The sequence below is a fragment of the Streptomyces sp. JN8 genome (assembly GCF_055808075.1).
The window spans coordinates 7,433,163-7,449,070 of record NZ_CM147852.1; the positions used below are offsets into that span (position 1 = coordinate 7,433,163).

Consider the following 15,908-nt stretch of genomic DNA (forward strand, 5'->3'; position numbering starts at 1 on the left):
CGGAGCGGGCGGCACCGCCCGGCCGTCCATCAGGATCCGTATGCCTCACATGGGAAGCCTACCGGCGGCACTATGGGTACGGAGGCACCCGCACCCCGCACCTTCTCGGGCGGGGAGCACGCCGACGCCCCGCACCCCTCGGGGTACGGAACGCCGGTCCGCCCGGGGCCGCCCGGCCCGTGCCGGCCCGTGCGGCCGTTCGTCTCAGCCCAGTTCCTTCAGCACCCGGTCCGCCAGCGGGGCCGAGGACGCCGGGTTCTGGCCGGTCACGAGGTTGCGGTCGACGACCACCTTCGGCGCCCACGGCTCGCCGACCTGCACGTCGACGCCGGCCTCGACGAGCCGGGTCTGCAGCAGCCACTTCGCCTTGTCGGCGAAACCGGACTGCGCCTCCTCGTCGTTGGTGAACGCGGCCACCTTGTAGCCGGCGAAGGCGTTGGTGCCGTCCTCCCTGACGGCGGCGAGCAGCGCGGCCGGGCCGTGGCAGACGACGGCCAGCGGCTTGCCGGAGTCCAGGGCGTCGACCAGCAGCCGGCCGGAGGCGGCGTCGACCGCGAGGTCCTCCATGGGGCCGTGTCCGCCCGGGTAGAAGACGGCCGCGTAGTCGGCCAGGTCCACGTCCTCCAGACGGACCGGGTGCCGGAGCGCGGCGAACGAGTCCAGGACGGCGGCGACCTCGTCGGCGCCCTCCTGGCCGCCGTTGAACTCCGGGGCGAGGCTGCTCCGGTCGACGGTCGGGACGACGCCGCCGGGGGTGGCGACGACGACCTCGTACCCGGCGGCCGTGAACGCCCGGTACGGCGCGGCCGCCTCCTCGGCCCAGAAGCCGGTCGGGTGCTTCGTCCCGTCGGCCAGGGTCCAGAAGTCGGTTCCGGTCAACACGAAGAGGATCTGCGGCATGAGGTCTCCCGGGAGGGTGCGGGCCGGGTTCCGGCCCGAGGAGCGGGGCACCGGCGCCCTCGCGGGCCGCCGGTGCGGCGATGTCCTCGAACGTAGCCCCGTCCCGGAGACCTTTCCAATGCGGAAACCCATGGCTGCCATGGGAACTCCGATGGCTCGACGGGAATAGTGTGCCCCTCCCACCTGCGGAGAAGCGCGGGGAGCCCCGGCCCCCCGACGGCCCGGCACGGCAGGCACGTCGACGGGCGGGAGGAGTGACCCCGGCCGCGCCCGCGGTTGCCGGGAACCGGAGCACGACAGGTGCGCGGATGCGCCGCCCGGGTGTATGCGGGGTGTATGCAGACGGCCCCCGGGCGTCAGGGGGGCGTCAGGACGGCCTCCGGCGTGGTGATCGCCGGGCATAGCGTCGGAGACGGCCCGGCGCGACCGCGCCGGGTGCCGTTCTCGCTCTTCGGGAGGAACCCATGGCAGACGCCCTGTACGGAGACGACCCCGAGCCCGGGGAACCCTTCCCGGCCGGGCGCCCACGGCTGCGTGACCCGTCTGTTCCGCACGCCGGTCGGCGGCAGGACCGCCGTCGCGTTCACCGATCCGGCGCGGCTGAGGGCCGTCCTGGGCGCCGACCAGCCCTGGATCGGGCTCGCGGAGCCCGCGCTGCGGGCGCTCGTGGCGCCCCTGGACGTACGCGCACTGCGGATCGACCCGGTGCTCACCGCCCCCCGGGCGGGCTCGACCGGCGTACCCCTGCCGCAGCCGCAGGCCCTGCCCTTGACCGTGCTCGCGAGCTGACGGGAGACCCGGAGATGACCACGCTCGACACCCGTCCCCGCGCCGCGGCCGGAACCGCCCCGGGCGCGCCCTCCGTCTGGCCGGCGTCCACCACCGAGGGCACCCGCGGCGGCCTCCTCGTCGGCGGGGTCCCCCTCGCCGAGATCGCCGAGGGCCACGGCACCCCCGTGTACGTCCTGGACGAGGCCGAGATCCGCGCACGCTGCCGCGCCTACCGCGGCGCCTTCCCCGACGCCGGCGTCCACTACGCGGCCAAGGCCTTCCTGTGCCGCGCCCTGGCACGCTGGGTGGCGGAGGATGGGCTCGGCCTCGACGTGTGCTCCGCGGGCGAACTGGAGCTCGCCGTCGCCGCCGGATTCCCGGCCGACCGGATCCTGCTGCACGGCAACGCCAAGTCCCCGCAGGACCTGGCCACCGCCCTGCGTCTCGGGGTGGGCCGCATCGTCATCGACACCCCCGCCGAGATCGCCCGCATCGCCGCGGCGGTCGGCCCCGAGGGCCGGCAGAAGGTCATGGTCCGCGTGACCCCCGGCATCACCGCGGGCGGCCACCACAAGATCCGGACCGGCGCCGACGGACAGAAGTTCGGCCTCTCCCTCCGGGACGGCCACGCCCGGCACGCGATCGCCCGGACCCTGGGGCAGCCGCGGCTCGAACTCACGGGCCTGCACTGCCACCTGGGCTCCCAGATCACCGACGCCAAGCCGTACCTGCTGGCCGTCCGGCGGCTCGTCGGACTCATGGCCAGGATCCGGGACACCCACGGGGTGACGCTGCCGGAGCTCGACCTCGGCGGCGGCCACGGCATCGCGTACCGCCCCGGCGAGCCGGCCCTCGACCTCCCCTCCCTGGCCCGCAGGGTCCGGGCCGAGCTCGCGGAGAGCTGCGCCGCCGCCGGCCTCCCCGTCCCGCGTCTCGTCATCGAGCCGGGCCGGGCGGTCGCCGGCCCGGCCGGGGTCGCCCTCTACCGGGTCCTCGCGGTCAAGCGCACCCCCGGCGGGACCTTCGTCGCGGTGGACGGCGGGATGAGCGACAACCCGCGCCCCGCGCTGTACGGAGTGCGGTACGCGCCCCGCCTGGCCGGCCGCCGTTCGCCGGCCGGGGACGAGCGCGTGACGGTCGTCGGCCGCCACTGCGAGGCCGGCGACGTCCTGGCGGAGGACGTGCTGCTGCCCGCCGACACCCACCCGGGCGACCTGCTCGCGGTCCCGGTGGCCGGCGCGTACCACCTCTCGATGGCATCCTCGTACAACCTCGTGGGCCGCCCTCCCGTGGTCGCCGTCCTCGACGGCCGCGCGCGCCTCCTGGTGCGCAGGGAGACGACGGAGGACCTGCGGGCCCGGGACGTCGGCCTGTAGGCGGCCCCGGGGCCGGGCCGTCCGGGGCACGGGGCGGTGGGGCCGGGTCGGACGGCGCCCGGCCCCGGGACGACCGGGGGAAAGCCTCCGCCCCGACCGGCGCCGAGAGGGCTACTCACTGGTACGGTCCCTGACCAACCGGCGCTCACCCTGGGTCTGCCGGGCCGGGAGGGGTGTGCGGTGACGGTGGAACGCGTGGGGGCGGTCGGAGTGCTGCCCGAGGGGCTCGCCGAGGCGATACGGGGGACGGCCGAGGACATCGCGGCGGTGCTGCGCGCCGCCCCCGGAGGGAACGGTCCCGTGCCCCGGTCCGTCTGGACCCTGGGGGAGGCCGCCGCGCACCTGGCCCAGGCCAACGCGCTGATGGCCGACCTGGCCGCCGGGCACGAGCGTCCCTACGGCGACGGCACCCCCGGGAGCCTCGCGGCCGCCAACGAACGCGCGCTCGCCGGTTTCGCGGAGCGGGCACCCGGCCCGCTCGCCGAGATGATCACCGACCGGGCCGAGGCCTTCCTCGCGTCCGTGGAGGAGCGCGACCCGGAGCAGCTCCTCGCCACGCCGCTGGGCGCCCAGCGCCCGGCGGTCCTCGGCGCGTACCTCCTGACGCACATGCTGGGGCACGGCTACGACCTGGCGCTCGCCGTCGGCCGCCCCCACATGCTGGACGCGCGCCGGGTCGCCCTCACCCTGCCGTTCATGATCGAGGCGATGCCCCGGGTGACCGACCCGGCCGCCGTCGCCGGCCTGACGGCCCGCTTCGCGGTGCGGCTGCGCGGCGGGCCGGCCTTCGGCGTCCTCGTGGCCGACGGAGCGGTCGAGGTCGCCCACGAGCCGCCCGCCCGTCCGGACTGCACCATCCTCACGGAGCCGGTGGCCTTCCTGCTTCTCGCGCTGGGCCGGGTCGACCCCTGGCCCGTGATCGCCCGGGGCAGGGCGCTCGGCTGGGGGCGCCGGCCCTGGCTCGCCCCCCGATTCCCGCGGCTCTTCCGGGCGCCGTAGGAGGCGTCCTGCCGCTCGGCAGGACGCCCCTGGGGGCGTCGGCCCGTCCCGCGGTGTGCCGCTCGGCCCGCGCCGGTGGATCCTGGAGGTATCGGAAGGGGCCGCGCCCCGGTCACGCGGGGCCGGCTGTGCGAGGAGGCAGGGCCGTGCCCGGTCGTGAGGGGCCCGGCCGTGCGAGGAGGCAGATCATGTCCCGCACCCTGGAATGGACGGTCGGCGTGGAGCTGGTCGAGGACGACGGCAGGACCAGGGCCGAGGCGCGGCTCCTGACCGGCAACTCGACCCTCACGGGTCACGGCTCCGCCCGCTGCAACCCGTCGGACGCCGACGTGCCGGCGATCGGTGACGAGCTGGCGGCGAGCCGGGCGATGAAGGACCTGGCCGGCAAGCTGATGCGCGAGGCCAACCGGGAGATGGAGGCGGCCGGCGCCGGCACGGTGCCCCGGCGCACCGGACCCGGCTACGGCTGGCCGGAGGCGGTCTCCTGACCGTCCCGCCGCCCGCGTAGCCCGCGGGGCCCGCGACACGAAGGCCCGCCGCCGGACGGCCGGCCGGCCGCGCCCGGACGACCGCGTCCCGGCCGCCCGGCCCGGCCGTCGCGTCCCGGCCGGTCTCCGCGCCCCCGCGGAGCCCTCCTACGGGGTGTCCGCCACCGTCAGGTCGTCCTCCGCGTCCTCGTACGCCAGCCGGTCCACGACCTCCACCACCCCGTCCACGGCCTCGCACAGCCGGACGAGGACGGGGCCGATCCCGGCGCGGTCCAGGGTGCCGCTCAGGGTCACCCGGCCCTCGTCGACGTCGATGTGGACGGCCGACGGGGAGAGCCCCAGGATGCGGACGACCACGTCCTCGCGGATCTCCTCCTGGATGGAGCGGTCCCGGCGCAGGAAGAGCTGGAGCAGGTCGCTGCGGCTCAGCACCCCGATCAGGCACCCCTGCGCGTCGACGACGGGCAGCCGCTTCACCCGGTGCCGTTCCATGAGCCGGGCGGCCTCGACGGCCGTCCAGGAGGGCCTGGCCGTCACGACGGGGCTGGACATCATCGCCTCCGCGGTGCTGGGCCCGTCCTTCGCCGTGTGGCGCCGCAGCAGGTCGGCCTCGGAGACCACGCCCACGGGCCGGTTCTCGTCGTCGACCACCGGGACGGCGGTGATGCCGTACTCGTCGAGGAGCCGCGCGATCTCCTTGAACGACGTCCCCGGCTGGACCGCCACCGCGGTCGGCGTCATCAGGTCGGCGACACTGCGGTGCCTCATCGTCCGTTCCGTCCCTTCTGCGTTCCGGAGTCCATGATCTCCTACCGGACGCCGGAGCGGGACGAGGGGGCCGACAAGGGCTTGCAAGTGTTGTCATGGGCATGGTTACTTCGGGTAAGCCGCTTCCCCGGAAGCCGTTCCGCCGAACCGGAAGAAGGACCACCGCATGCCCTCTCCCCGTACGCCGTCCAGCCGCCGGCGCCGCCTCGCCGCCGCCCTCGCGGCGGCCGTCGCCCTCGTCGCCACCGCCGGCGGCACGGGGGCGGCCGCCCCCGGACCGGCCGCCCCCGGACCCGCGGCCGCCCTCCGCGACGCGATGTTCGTCGGCAACAACTGGGACGGAACCGCCGACGTCATCGAGGCCCAGGGCGACTTCCGCCGGATCGGCCGCCTCGACGTCGTCCCCGACAAGCAGGAGCGGCTCCGCGAGATCTACCTGAACCCCGTCAAGCTCGCGTTCTTCCTCGGGGTCCGGAACGGCCCGGGGGAGGGGCACGACCAGTTCGTCGACGACATGTACGCGACGCCCGACGGCTCGTCCATGGTCGTCTCCCGGCCCAGCTTCGCCGACGTCGTCTCCCTCGACCTGCGCACCGGCCGGATCAACTGGCGCTTCCCCGTCGCCGGTTACCGCGCCGACCACATGGCCGTCTCGCCGGACGGCACCCGCGTCGCGGTCTCCGCGTCCACCGCGAACACGGTCCACGTCCTCGACATCGGCACCGGGCGGCAGGTCGGCTCCTTCGCGACGGGCGACAAGCCCCACGAGAACGTCTTCACCTCCGACGGACTCCTGTGGAACATGTCCATCGGCGAGGTCACCACCGCCCTCGACGCCCCCTGGCTCGACTGGACGAAGGGCGACCGCCGCATCACGGTGGTCGACGCCGCGACCTTCCGGACCGTCCGCGTCATCGACATGCGCGAGCGGCTCGACGCCTTCGGCCGCAAGGACCTCTCCGACGCCGTCCGGCCCGCCGCCTTCACCCCCGACGAGAAGAAGCTCTACCTCCAGGTCTCCTTCTACAACGGCCTCCTGGAGTACGACGTGACCACCGACCGCATCACCCGGGCCAAGGTCCTCCCCGGCAACCCGAAGACCGACCCCGACCGCACCACCTGGGTCAACGACTCGCGCCACCACGGCCTCTCGATGAGCCCGGACGGCAGCAGGCTCTGCGTCGCGGGGACGATGGACGACTACGCCACGGTGGTCGACCGCGCCACCCTCCGGGAGGGCCCGCTCGTCGAGGCGTCGAAGCCCTACTGGGCCACCGTGAGCGGTGACGGCCGCTCCTGCGTCGTCTCCGAGAGCGGCGCCGACCGGGTCACCGCGATCGACTTCGCCACCGGGCTGCGCGTGGCCTCCGTGGACGTCGGCGACCACCCCCAGCGGGTACGGCTCGCCCGCATCCCGGCCGACTGGGCCGGACCGAGCGGACGTTGAGAACGGACGCGGGCTGAGAACGGACGGGGGCGGGAACCGGCGGGGGCCGGCCGGACCGGGAGACGGTCCGGCCGGCCCCGCCCACCGCTCAGGCCCGGTGCACCGCCACCTCGTAGAGCGAGTAGCCCCACTTGGTCGCCCGCCGCTCGCCGTGGATCCGTACGTAACGGGCGGACGTCGACGGGAACGCGGCCGTGTCGTAGCCGCCGTCACCGGCGTCCGTGGACCAGACCGTCCGCCAGTCCGTGCCGTTCTCCGACACGTCGATCCGGTACTGGCGCGCGTACGCGCGCTCCCAGTCCAGGGTGACCCTGCCCACCCGGCGGACGGCCCCGAGGTCCACGCCGATCCACTGGTCGTCCGACCAGTCGCTCGCCCAGCGCGAGCCGGTGTCGCCGTCGAGCGCCCGGCCCGGAGCGTAGCTGGTGAACGGGTTCCACTCCGAGGAGCTCGCCGAACCGGCCGCGCCCCTGGCGAGGTTGACGCCCGGCTCGTGGTCCTCGGTCGCCTTCCACGTGGTCAGGTACGACTCCGCGCCGCGCGCCAGCTCGTCGACGACGCCCTGCCCGCCGCTGAGCCGGATCTGCTCGACCCAGTCCGGCACCAGGCCGTTGTGCGCCGCACCGTCGGTGTTGAGGTCCCAGGTGCGCTCGCCCGTCACCTGACGGTCGATCACCGAGCCGCCGTCGAAACTGCGGAAGGGGTACTTCACCGCGTTCGGCGCCCCGTCGCCGACCGGGGCCGGCCAGCCGCCGACACCGTTCATGTCGGTGCCGTAGCCGAGGCCGACCTTGTACTTCGCCCGCAGCGCGGCCTTCTGGCCCGCCTCGCCGACGAAGCCCTCCGCGCCGTGCATGTACTGGGCCACGAAACCGCCCAGCCGGTACAGGCGCTCCGTCCAGTCCAGGTCCATCCAGCTGTGGCTGGACAGGACGCCCGGGTACTCCTCCGACTCGAGGATGTCGAGCGCCCGCCCGGCGGCCTTGACGCTCATGTGGTCGAGCTCCAGCATCATGCCGCGGTCGATCATGCCCCGCAGGGCGTGCTCACCGAGCCGGGTCAGGCCCCGCGTGTTGCACTTCGCGTCCGCGGCGTACGAGGGCGTGGTGACCCCCGGCGGCAGCTTGGCCGCCATCACCGGCGCGGCCGCCAGCCCGATCGGGTTGTCGTGCTGCGGGCCCGCGCACTTCTCCGTGGCCCAGAAGGTGCCCGTCGACAGGAACTGCCCGATGTTGACCGCGGTGCCGATGGCACCCGAGTCGAAGCGGACACCGCACAGCGCGTTGTCGAACTTGTGGCACAGGAACATGCTGCGCACCCCGAGCCCGTACAGCTCGTCGAGGCCGCGGTCGATGTCCTCCTTGCTGCACTGGGCCACGCCGAGGATCTGCTTGCAGCCGAACGGCTCCGAGGTCTCGACACCCAGGACGACCGCGAGCTTGCCCTGCTCGACCACCGAGCGCGCCTGCGCGGCGGACGTGACGATGCGGAACCAGCCCTTGCCGGGCCCGCCGTACATCCCGTCCACGTAGTCCTGGAGTTCGTACGTCTTGCGGGCCTGGAGGCGGATCGACGTCATCTCGTCGCAGCTCCGGTCCCGGGGCAGGATCGAGCAGATGAGGCCGTTCGTCACCAGGTCGTTGACGAGCACCCGCTGGCCGCCGCGCCAGGCGCGCTCCACCCACGCGTAGTAGTTCTGCTGGTGCGTCAGGGAGTTGTGCGCGGGCCAGTCCTTGAAGGTGGGCCAGCCGACCGGGTCGTGGTGGCCGTCGGCCCCGCCGGTGATGTTCTCGAAGAGCGCCCCCGAACCGTCGGGATAGTGCTCGGGACAGTCCTTCAGCGCCTCCGCCGCACCGGCCGGGGAGAAGGTCTGACCGCAGATGAGCCGGCCGCCGAACCCCTCGTTGGACATCAGGTGGTTGTGGGCGTCGACGAAGCCGCGCACCTTGCCCTGCGCGTCCGTCCCCGTGAACGGCGTGCCCGTGACGTTGATCTGCGAATCGGCCGCGGGCCGTGACGTGGGCTCCCACCATCCGCCGGCGGCGGCCGCCGCGGGGACGGGACCGGAGCCGAAGAGGACGGCGGCCAGGGCGAGGAACAGCGCGAGAAGGGCGGGCCTGCCGCCGGTCCGGCGCGAATTGGGTCGGGTCATGGTCAGCGATGCCTCCGGACGGTGGGGGAGTACCGGGCGCCCCGAGGATCGCGGTGCCGACGGACCGAGTCAATAGTCCGGGACAGATGACCTGTTGATGGTCATGGGACGTCCACGCGGTCGGCACGCCGACCGTCACCCCGCGATGAGGAGCACCAGTTGATCCGCCGTCAGATCGAGCAGCGTCGCCGCCGCCTTCTCGTCCCCGACGACCAGGTACTGGAGGGTGAGGCCGTCGATCGCCGCCGCCAGGTACCGGGCGATCGTCTCCACGGGAACGCCCGGTTCGATGTCCCGCATCGCGCGGACCTGCTCGACGAGCGCGCCCGCCGACGCCACGTACTGCTCGTACTGGGCCCGCGCCAGGTGCTCGAACCCCGGCTCCCGCAGGGCGAACTGGGTGAGGTCGTACGTCAGCATGTGCTCACCGGGACGGGCCGTGACGTGGTCCCAGTAGGTCTGGAGCGCGCCCCGCACCGTCTCGCGCAGGGTGGCGCCCGGCTCGACCGCCGACATCACCCGCGCCACGTAGTCGTTGTTGATCGTCTCGATCGCCGCTTCGAGCAGGGCCTGCTTGGAGTCGAAGCAGTAGTGGAAGACGCTCAGCGACACCCCCGCCTCCGCGCAGATCGACCGGGTGGTGGTCCGGGCGACCCCGTCCCTGGTCATCGCCCTGATCGCCGCGTCGACCAGCTGCCTGCGTCGTTCGGCCGACGGCATCCGCCCCATGGTTCCTCCTCGCGTCCGGCGCCAGGGTAACCGCAGGCCGCGAAGCCGCCTATGGAACGTCCACGGCGCCGGCCGCCGGCCACGCGCCCCGCTCCGCGAGCCGCAGGACCAGCGCCGCGATGTTCCAGGCGTCGTCCTCGCCCCGGTGGTGCCGCCCCTCCAGGGGCAGCCCGGCGACCTCCAGGGCGCGTGCCATGCCGGGGCGCCGGGGAAGGCCGTACGCCTCGGTGAACACCGCCTTGGCGTTGGTGTGGCGGCGCCCGAACGGGTACGGGGTGCCGGAGACCCGGCACTGGTGGGCGAACTGCTTGCGGTCGTAGTCGCCCCAGCTCGCCCACGGCCGCACCCCCGCCTCGTACGTGGTCGCGAGGAGCCGGCAGGCGGCGGCGAAGTCCAGACCGGTGTCGACCTCCGCCTGGGTGAGCCCGGTCAGTTCGGTGCAGAAGGCGCTGACCCGCGAGCGGACCGGCCGCACCAGGATCCGGTGCCGCGAGACCCGCTCGCCCGCACCGGGATCGACCACGGTCAGTCCGATCTCGATGATCTCGCTGACGGCGCCGGGCGGCGGCTGCCCGTCCCAGCAGGTCGCCTCGACGTCCACGATGTTGACCAGTCCCCCGTACTCCATGGACCGAGCTTAGGGGGTGTCGGGCCGGGCTCGCCCGGCCGTTTCCGCGCGGACGGGTCCGGCGCCCGCCCGGCGGCCCCGCGCCACCCGCGCCACCGGCGGCACCCCGGCCCGGAGGCTCAGTCCCGCTCCAGGTCCAGGACCTCGCGCAGGGCCGCCACCGCGTGCGCCCGGTGCTCGTCCAGCCGGCGGACCGCGGCCTCCTCGTCGCCGTGCCGGAGCGCCGAGATGACGGCGCGGTGCTCGCGGACGGCCTGCTTCCGGTGCGGGGCGTCGGCGTAGTACAGGGAGCGGTAGGCGTCGGTGGAGTCCCAGAGGGTCGCGATCAGACGGACCAGGCGCGGCATCCCCGACGCCTCCACGAGAGTGAAGTGGAAGAGGCGGTTCGCCGCGGCCATCGCCGGCACGTCGCCCTCCTCGGCCGCCCGCTCCACCTCGCGCTGGATCCGTTCGAGGGCGGCCACGATGCCGTCCGGCATCAGCCGCACCGCCCTGCGCACCGCCTCCGTCTCCAGGAGTTCGCGGATCCGGTAGATCTCCTCCAGGTCGGCCAGCGACAACTCCGCGACGAAGTAGCCCCGGTGGACGTGGTGGACGACCAGGCCCTCCGCCTCCAGGGCCTTCAGGGCCTCGCGCAGCGGCACCCGGCTCACCTCGTACCGGGCGGCGAGCGCGTCCTGCCGGATCTGCCCGCCGGGCCGCAGCTCGCCGCTGGTGATGGCGCGCCGCAGTTCCTCCAGGACGAACTGCTGGGCGGTCTGCGGCCGCCGCTTCTGCACCGCGCTGCTCATCGCCTGTGACCTTCCGATTCCTCGTACCGCACCGGATGATCTCCCCACCGGTGCCGACCATCTTCCTACGCGTTCCCGCCCGCCGGCCCCGGACTTCCTTCGCTCCGCCCCGCGCGCGTGGTCACGGCCGCTCCGGTGCGTGCCCCTCCGCGGCCCGCCCGAGGGAGGCGCGCACCCCCTCCGTGTGCTCGCCGAGGCGCGGGGGAGCGGCACGGTACGCCGGCGGGGTCGCGCCGAACCGGATCGGATGGGCGACCTGGCCGGGGCCGGCCGCGGACTCCGGCACCCGCGGGGCGAGCCCCAGCCGGTCGGCGAGGTCGAACGCGGCGGCGAGGTCGTTGATCGGCCCGCACGGCACCCCCGCCGCGGTCAGCTCCTCGAACCAGCCGTCGGCGGTCCGGGTCCCGAGCGGCCCGGCGAGCGCGGCCACCAGCGCGTCGCGGTGGGCGACCCGGGCGGTGTTGGTCGCGAAGCGGGGGTCCTCGGGGAGCCCGGGCAGGCCGAGTCGCTCGCACAGCACCCGGAACTGCCGGTCGTTGCCCACGGCGATCACGAGCGGCCGGTCCCGCGCCTCGAACACCTCGTACGGGGCGATGCTCGGGTGCCGGTTGCCCATGGCGCGCGGCACGACCCCGGCCCCGAGGTGGGCGGCGGCCTGGTTCGTCAGGGCCGACAGGAGGGAGGAGAGCAGGGACACCTCGATCCGCTGGCCCTCGCCGGTGCGCTCGCGGTGGCGGAGGGCGGCGAGGACCTCCATGCCCGCGTGCAGCCCGGTGACGACGTCGACCAGCGCGACCCCGGCCTTCGTCCCCCGACCGTCCGGCTCGCCGGTCACGCTCATCAGCCCGCCCATCGCCTGGACCAGCAGGTCGTAGCCGGGCAGCGCGGCGCCCTCGCCGGTGCCGAAGCCGGTCACCGAGCAGTAGACGAGCCCCGGGTTGGTCGCCCGCACGGCCTCGTGGCCGAGCCCGAGCCGCTCCATCGTGCCGGGGCGGAAGTTCTCCACCAGGACGTCCGCCCGGTCCACGATCGCGCGCGCCGTGGCCAGGTCGCCCGGGTCGGTGAGGTCGAGTGCGACGGAGCGCTTGTTCCTGTTCACCCCGAGGAAGTAGGTGGCCTCGCCGCCGGCGAACGGCGGGCCCCACGCGCGCGTGTCGTCCCCGGAGCCCGGCCGCTCGATCTTGATCACGTCCGCGCCCAGGTCGGCGAGGAGCATCGTCATGTACGGCCCCGCGAGGACCCGGCCGAAGTCGGCGACGACGATCCCCGACAGGGCGCCGGCCGGCGTCGGCCCCGGCGTGCCCGGCTGGTCTGCGCGCATCCCGCTCTCCCTCACTGGCGATCGGATCCGATCGGACCGTACGGCCGGGATATCGGATTTTCAATACTGGATCCAATATCCGGCTGGGGGCTACGCTTCGCCTCGCCGAGTTGCCACAGCCGCCAGGAGGCCGTCCGTGAAGTCGTCCCAGCCGCAGTCGTCGTCGCAGTCCAGCTCCGCTCCGGTCCACCCCTTCGACCTGCTCGCCGTCGACGGACTGCTGACCGACGAGGAACGCGAGATCCGGCGCACCGTGCGCGCCGTCGCCGACCGCGAACTGCGCCCGCACGTCGCCGAGTGGTTCGAGACGGGCCGGATCCCGGCCCGCGAGCTCGCCCGCACCCTCGGCGGCATCGGCGTCCTCGGCATGCACCTGGAGGGCTACGGCTGCGCCGGCACCAACGCCGTCGCGTACGGACTGGCCTGTCTGGAACTTGAGGCCGTCGACTCGGGCCTGCGCTCCCTCGTCTCCGTCCAGGGCTCGCTCGCCATGTACGCGATCTGGAAGCACGGCTCCGAGGAGCAGAAGCAGCGGTGGCTGCCGAAGATGGCGGCGGGGGAGTACATCGGCTGCTTCGGCCTCACCGAGCCCGATGCCGGCTCCGACCCCGGCGCCATGCGGACCAACGCCAAGCGTGACGGGTCCGACTGGATCCTCAACGGCACCAAGATGTGGATCACCAACGGCGCGGTGGCCGACGTCGCGGTCGTCTGGGCCCGTACCGAGGACGGCGTACGTGGCTTCCTCGTCCCGGCCGGCACCCCCGGGTTCAGCGCCCCGGAGATCACGATGAAGCTGTCGCTGCGGGCCAGCGTCACCAGCGAACTGGTCATGGAGGACGTCCGCCTCCCGGCCGACGCCGTGCTGCCCGGGGCCCGGGGTCTCTCCGGCCCGCTCGGCTGCCTCAACGAGGCCCGCTTCGGCATCGTCTTCGGCGCCCTCGGCGCGGCTCGCGACTGCCTGGAGACGGCCGTCTCCTACGCCCGGGACCGGGTCGTCTTCGCCCGGTCCCTCGCCTCCTACCAGCTGACGCAGCAGAAGCTCGCGGACATGTCCGTCGAGCTCGGCAAGGGCATGCTCCTCGCCCTCCACCTGGGGCGGCTCAAGGACGCGGGCGCCCTCACCCCCGAGCAGGTCAGCGTGGGCAAGCTGAACAACGTGCGCGAGGCCATCGCGATCGCCCGCGAGTGCCGGACGATCCTGGGCGCCAACGGCATCACCCTGGAGTACCCGGTGCTGCGCCATGCCAACAACCTGGAGTCGGTGCTCACCTACGAGGGCACGAGCGAGGTCCACTCCCTGGTCATCGGCAAGGCGCTCACCGGCGAGCAGGCCTTCCGCTGACCGCCGGCCCCGTGGGGGCGGCCCGGCGGGTCGCCCCCGGGGGGAGGATTCAGCCCGCCGTCACGCGGTCGACGAAGGCGTCCAGGTTGCCCATGAGCCGGGCGACCTGCTCGTCCACCGTCAGGGACTCCTCCTGGCGCCGGCCGCGCAGCTTCGGCTGCCGCTTGCCCCGCACGTACAGGGAGCAGGCGAGGTCGGCGCAGAGGTAGGTCCCGACCGTGTTCCCCTCGCGGCCGCGCGGGCCGGCGAGGGGTGCCACGAGCAGCGTGACGCCGGACGAGGCGTGCCCGGTCAGGCACACCTGGCACATGCTCGACTTCATGGCGCTGGTCCGCCCGGCGGCCGGGACCCGCAGGCTCACCCCCACCGGACCGTCCGCGCGGGGGACGACCAGATGGGCGCGGAGCGGCGCACCGGGGTCGACCCAGCCGAGGAAGTCCAGGTCCTGCCACGGGAGTTCGCCGAAGTCGAGGGGCAGCTTGAGCCGGGCCGCCTCGCCCTTGGTGCAGTTCACGAAGGACGAGCGGATCTCTTTGTCGGTCAGTGGTTCCACTCGATGGACGGTACACGGACCCCGGTCGCCGGGCATCCGAATAAGCCGCCGGCCGCGGAGGCCCCGGGCCCGCCCGCGCGGCGGGCCCGGGGCGACCGCTCAGGCCGCGGACGGGGTGCCCGACCCGGCGGCGGACCGCGGCGCGGCCTGCGGACCGGGCGCGGGGGCCGGGGCGGAGTCCGCACCCGGCGGCGCCGGCGGCGAGCCCGCCGCGCTGGACCCGGTCGAGGCGCTGGACAGGCCCGCCGAGCTCTCCGTGACCGGCGCCGACTGCGGAGCCGGCGAGTCGGCCGAGGGCGAGGTGTCGTCCGGCGGGGTGGTGTCCTCGGAGGGCGGCGGCGTGTCGCTCGACGGGGGCGTGTCCGAGGGCGAGGTCGGCGCGGACGTCGACACGGACGGGGAGAGCGTCTCCGGGCACGGCGAGGGCGTCACGCCATCGACCGGCGCCGGGGTCTCGTCGCCCGTGACCGTCACGCACGGCACGGGGGACGACGGGGAGACGGACGGGGACGTCGAGGCCGAGGTCGAGGGGGAGGTCGACGGCGGCCTGGGCGGCTCGGTCGGCTTGTCCTTCCGGCCCCGGTGGTCCCCCTGCTGCCGCGCGAACCAGCTGTCGTCCCGCACGTCGTACACCACGAAGACGTTCACCACGGTCACCGAGGGCGCCACCACGACCACCTGGTCGGCGTTGTAGCCCTGCCAGGGCGTGCCCGTCGTCCGCGGCGACTTCTGCGCCACCGGCGGGGTCAGCGGGTTGCCGCAGGCGCAGCGCACCCGGGGCACCCCCCGGTCGTCGACCAGGACGGCCGTCCCGGCCTGGAGCACCGACTGGTAGGTGGTCGCGGCCCCGTCCCGGTAGCCGTGGTTCGTCACCCGGGTGTCGGCCCGGAGCTGGAGCGGCGTCAGGGAGCGCAGATAGCCGGGCACCTGGTTCGCCTGGATGCCCAGGGTGGAGGCGAAGGCCGCGTTCTTGGCCGGTTCGGCGGAGAGGTAGCGGACCTGCTGTTCCACGTCGCAGCTGGCCACCGACCGCGTCCCGCCGTAGAGGCCGGGGGTGGAGCCCGACACCTCGGTGGTCGCCGACGAGGTCCGGGGCGGCAGCGAGGCGGGCGAGGCGGACGCGGTGTCCGTCCGGGCCGTCGACTTGGTGAACGGGTCGGGGCCCGTCGCGGCGGCGTTCTGGAGGAAGACCTCGCCGCCCCCGGAGCCCGCCGTGTCGTTCTTGTCGTCGGGGCTGTTGGTGAGGACCACGACCAGGGCGACGGCGGCGACCACGACGGCGGTGACGGAGGCGACCTTCGGTACGGACCGCCACCACGGGGCCTTGCCGGGGCCGCCGTTGCCGGACCCGCCCGGGCCGCCGGTGCCGCCTGACCCGCTCCCGCCGCCGGAACCCCCGGACGGGCCTCCGGGGCGTCCGCCCGAGGAACCACCGCCGCCCGGGCCGCCGGGGGGTGGTCCGGGGGGCGGGGGGTGACCGCCGGATCCTGGGCGTGCGCCCGGGCCCGAGAGGGGGCCCGAGGGGGGACCTGCGGGAGGAACCGACGGAGGGCCGGACGGCGGGTGGGACGTCACTTTTTTCCCTTTCTTCCGTTCCGGGCCCATTGTGTGCGCCGAACGGTGGGTGCCCGCAAGCGGAG

At 74.5% G+C, this 15,908-nt stretch carries 15 protein-coding genes; 6 read left to right on the forward strand and 9 right to left on the reverse strand.

Annotation, left to right across the window (positions count from 1 at the left end; genetic code table 11):
- Nucleotides 1-204 precede the first annotated feature (204 nt).
- Complete coding sequence (locus ACY0MR_RS32710; RefSeq protein ID WP_404083494.1) at nt 205-900, reverse strand: type 1 glutamine amidotransferase domain-containing protein; 696 nt, start codon at nt 898-900, stop codon at nt 205-207.
- Nucleotides 901-1,434: 534 nt separating this feature from the next.
- Here ACY0MR_RS32710 and ACY0MR_RS32715 point away from each other — a divergent pair.
- From ACY0MR_RS32715 to ACY0MR_RS32730, 4 genes are all read left to right on the forward strand, one after another.
- Nucleotides 1,435-1,689 (forward strand): SAV_915 family protein, encoded by a 255-nt coding sequence (locus ACY0MR_RS32715; protein ID WP_473557011.1) that lies wholly within the window; start codon nt 1,435-1,437, stop codon nt 1,687-1,689.
- 14 nt (nt 1,690-1,703) lie between these two features.
- Nucleotides 1,704-3,047, forward strand: a complete 1,344-nt coding sequence (gene lysA / locus ACY0MR_RS32720) for a diaminopimelate decarboxylase (RefSeq protein ID WP_473557013.1) — start codon at nt 1,704-1,706, stop codon at nt 3,045-3,047.
- 186 nt (nt 3,048-3,233) lie between these two features.
- Entirely contained in the window at nt 3,234-4,046 is an 813-nt protein-coding gene (locus tag ACY0MR_RS32725) for a maleylpyruvate isomerase family mycothiol-dependent enzyme (RefSeq protein ID WP_473561952.1), read from the forward strand.
- Nucleotides 4,047-4,234: 188 nt separating this feature from the next.
- A complete protein-coding gene (locus ACY0MR_RS32730) occupies nt 4,235-4,534 on the forward strand; it encodes a DUF1876 domain-containing protein (RefSeq protein ID WP_361861810.1) in 300 nt (99 codons plus the stop codon).
- A 147-nt stretch (nt 4,535-4,681) separates the two neighbouring features.
- Here the strand turns inward: ACY0MR_RS32730 and ACY0MR_RS32735 are convergent, their stop codons facing one another.
- Nucleotides 4,682-5,302 (reverse strand): CBS domain-containing protein, encoded by a 621-nt coding sequence (locus ACY0MR_RS32735; RefSeq protein ID WP_361861813.1) that lies wholly within the window; start codon nt 5,300-5,302, stop codon nt 4,682-4,684.
- Nucleotides 5,303-5,468: 166 nt separating this feature from the next.
- Between ACY0MR_RS32735 and ACY0MR_RS32740 the strand changes: the two genes are divergently transcribed.
- The gene (locus tag ACY0MR_RS32740) at nt 5,469-6,749 is read left to right on the forward strand and encodes a YncE family protein (RefSeq protein WP_473557015.1); all 1,281 of its coding nucleotides are present in this window, start codon (nt 5,469-5,471) and stop codon (nt 6,747-6,749) included.
- A gap of 88 nt (nt 6,750-6,837) precedes the next feature.
- Here the strand turns inward: ACY0MR_RS32740 and ACY0MR_RS32745 are convergent, their stop codons facing one another.
- The 5 genes from ACY0MR_RS32745 to ACY0MR_RS32765 all read right to left on the reverse strand — a co-directional run bounded on the left by ACY0MR_RS32745 (nt 6,838) and on the right by ACY0MR_RS32765 (nt 12,370).
- On the reverse strand, nt 6,838-8,901 hold the full coding sequence (locus ACY0MR_RS32745) for a galactose-binding domain-containing protein (RefSeq protein WP_473557017.1): 2,064 nt from the start codon (nt 8,899-8,901) through the stop codon (nt 6,838-6,840).
- Nucleotides 8,902-9,036: 135 nt separating this feature from the next.
- Complete coding sequence (locus ACY0MR_RS32750; RefSeq protein ID WP_392866434.1) at nt 9,037-9,630, reverse strand: TetR/AcrR family transcriptional regulator; 594 nt, start codon at nt 9,628-9,630, stop codon at nt 9,037-9,039.
- A 49-nt stretch (nt 9,631-9,679) separates the two neighbouring features.
- Nucleotides 9,680-10,258, reverse strand: coding sequence for a 3'-5' exonuclease (locus ACY0MR_RS32755; protein WP_388797064.1), 579 nt, complete (start codon nt 10,256-10,258; stop codon nt 9,680-9,682).
- Nucleotides 10,259-10,377: 119 nt separating this feature from the next.
- Entirely contained in the window at nt 10,378-11,049 is a 672-nt protein-coding gene (locus ACY0MR_RS32760) for a GntR family transcriptional regulator (RefSeq protein WP_388797067.1), read from the reverse strand.
- Between the two features lie 121 nt (nt 11,050-11,170).
- Nucleotides 11,171-12,370 (reverse strand): CaiB/BaiF CoA transferase family protein, encoded by a 1,200-nt coding sequence (locus ACY0MR_RS32765; RefSeq protein ID WP_473557020.1) that lies wholly within the window; start codon nt 12,368-12,370, stop codon nt 11,171-11,173.
- Between the two features lie 136 nt (nt 12,371-12,506).
- On the opposite strand from ACY0MR_RS32765, the gene ACY0MR_RS32770 reads away from it, so the two are divergent.
- Entirely contained in the window at nt 12,507-13,715 is a 1,209-nt protein-coding gene (locus ACY0MR_RS32770) for an acyl-CoA dehydrogenase family protein (RefSeq protein WP_404083508.1), read from the forward strand.
- Between the two features lie 49 nt (nt 13,716-13,764).
- Here the strand turns inward: ACY0MR_RS32770 and ACY0MR_RS32775 are convergent, their stop codons facing one another.
- Complete coding sequence (locus tag ACY0MR_RS32775; RefSeq protein ID WP_388797076.1) at nt 13,765-14,268, reverse strand: FBP domain-containing protein; 504 nt, start codon at nt 14,266-14,268, stop codon at nt 13,765-13,767.
- A gap of 99 nt (nt 14,269-14,367) precedes the next feature.
- Nucleotides 14,368-15,843 (reverse strand): DUF6777 domain-containing protein, encoded by a 1,476-nt coding sequence (locus ACY0MR_RS32780; RefSeq protein ID WP_473557024.1) that lies wholly within the window; start codon nt 15,841-15,843, stop codon nt 14,368-14,370.
- Nucleotides 15,844-15,908: the final 65 nt, after the last annotated feature.

Bases quoted from the DNA above. Each gene is read 5' to 3' on its own strand.
- ACY0MR_RS32735 (WP_361861813.1), bottom strand. From the start codon at position 5,302: ATGAGGCACCGCAGTGTCGCCGACCTGATGACGCCGACCGCGGTGGCG.
- ACY0MR_RS32730 (WP_361861810.1), top strand. From the start codon at position 4,235: ATGTCCCGCACCCTGGAATGGACGGTCGGCGTGGAGCTGGTCGAGGAC.
- ACY0MR_RS32765 (WP_473557020.1), bottom strand. From the start codon at position 12,370: ATGCGCGCAGACCAGCCGGGCACGCCGGGGCCGACGCCGGCCGGCGCC.
- ACY0MR_RS32710 (WP_404083494.1), bottom strand. From the start codon at position 900: ATGCCGCAGATCCTCTTCGTGTTGACCGGAACCGACTTCTGGACCCTG.
- lysA (WP_473557013.1), top strand. From the start codon at position 1,704: ATGACCACGCTCGACACCCGTCCCCGCGCCGCGGCCGGAACCGCCCCG.
- ACY0MR_RS32740 (WP_473557015.1), top strand. From the start codon at position 5,469: ATGCCCTCTCCCCGTACGCCGTCCAGCCGCCGGCGCCGCCTCGCCGCC.
- ACY0MR_RS32760 (WP_388797067.1), bottom strand. From the start codon at position 11,049: ATGAGCAGCGCGGTGCAGAAGCGGCGGCCGCAGACCGCCCAGCAGTTC.
- ACY0MR_RS32745 (WP_473557017.1), bottom strand. From the start codon at position 8,901: ATGACCCGACCCAATTCGCGCCGGACCGGCGGCAGGCCCGCCCTTCTC.
- ACY0MR_RS32755 (WP_388797064.1), bottom strand. From the start codon at position 10,258: ATGGAGTACGGGGGACTGGTCAACATCGTGGACGTCGAGGCGACCTGC.
- ACY0MR_RS32750 (WP_392866434.1), bottom strand. From the start codon at position 9,630: ATGGGGCGGATGCCGTCGGCCGAACGACGCAGGCAGCTGGTCGACGCG.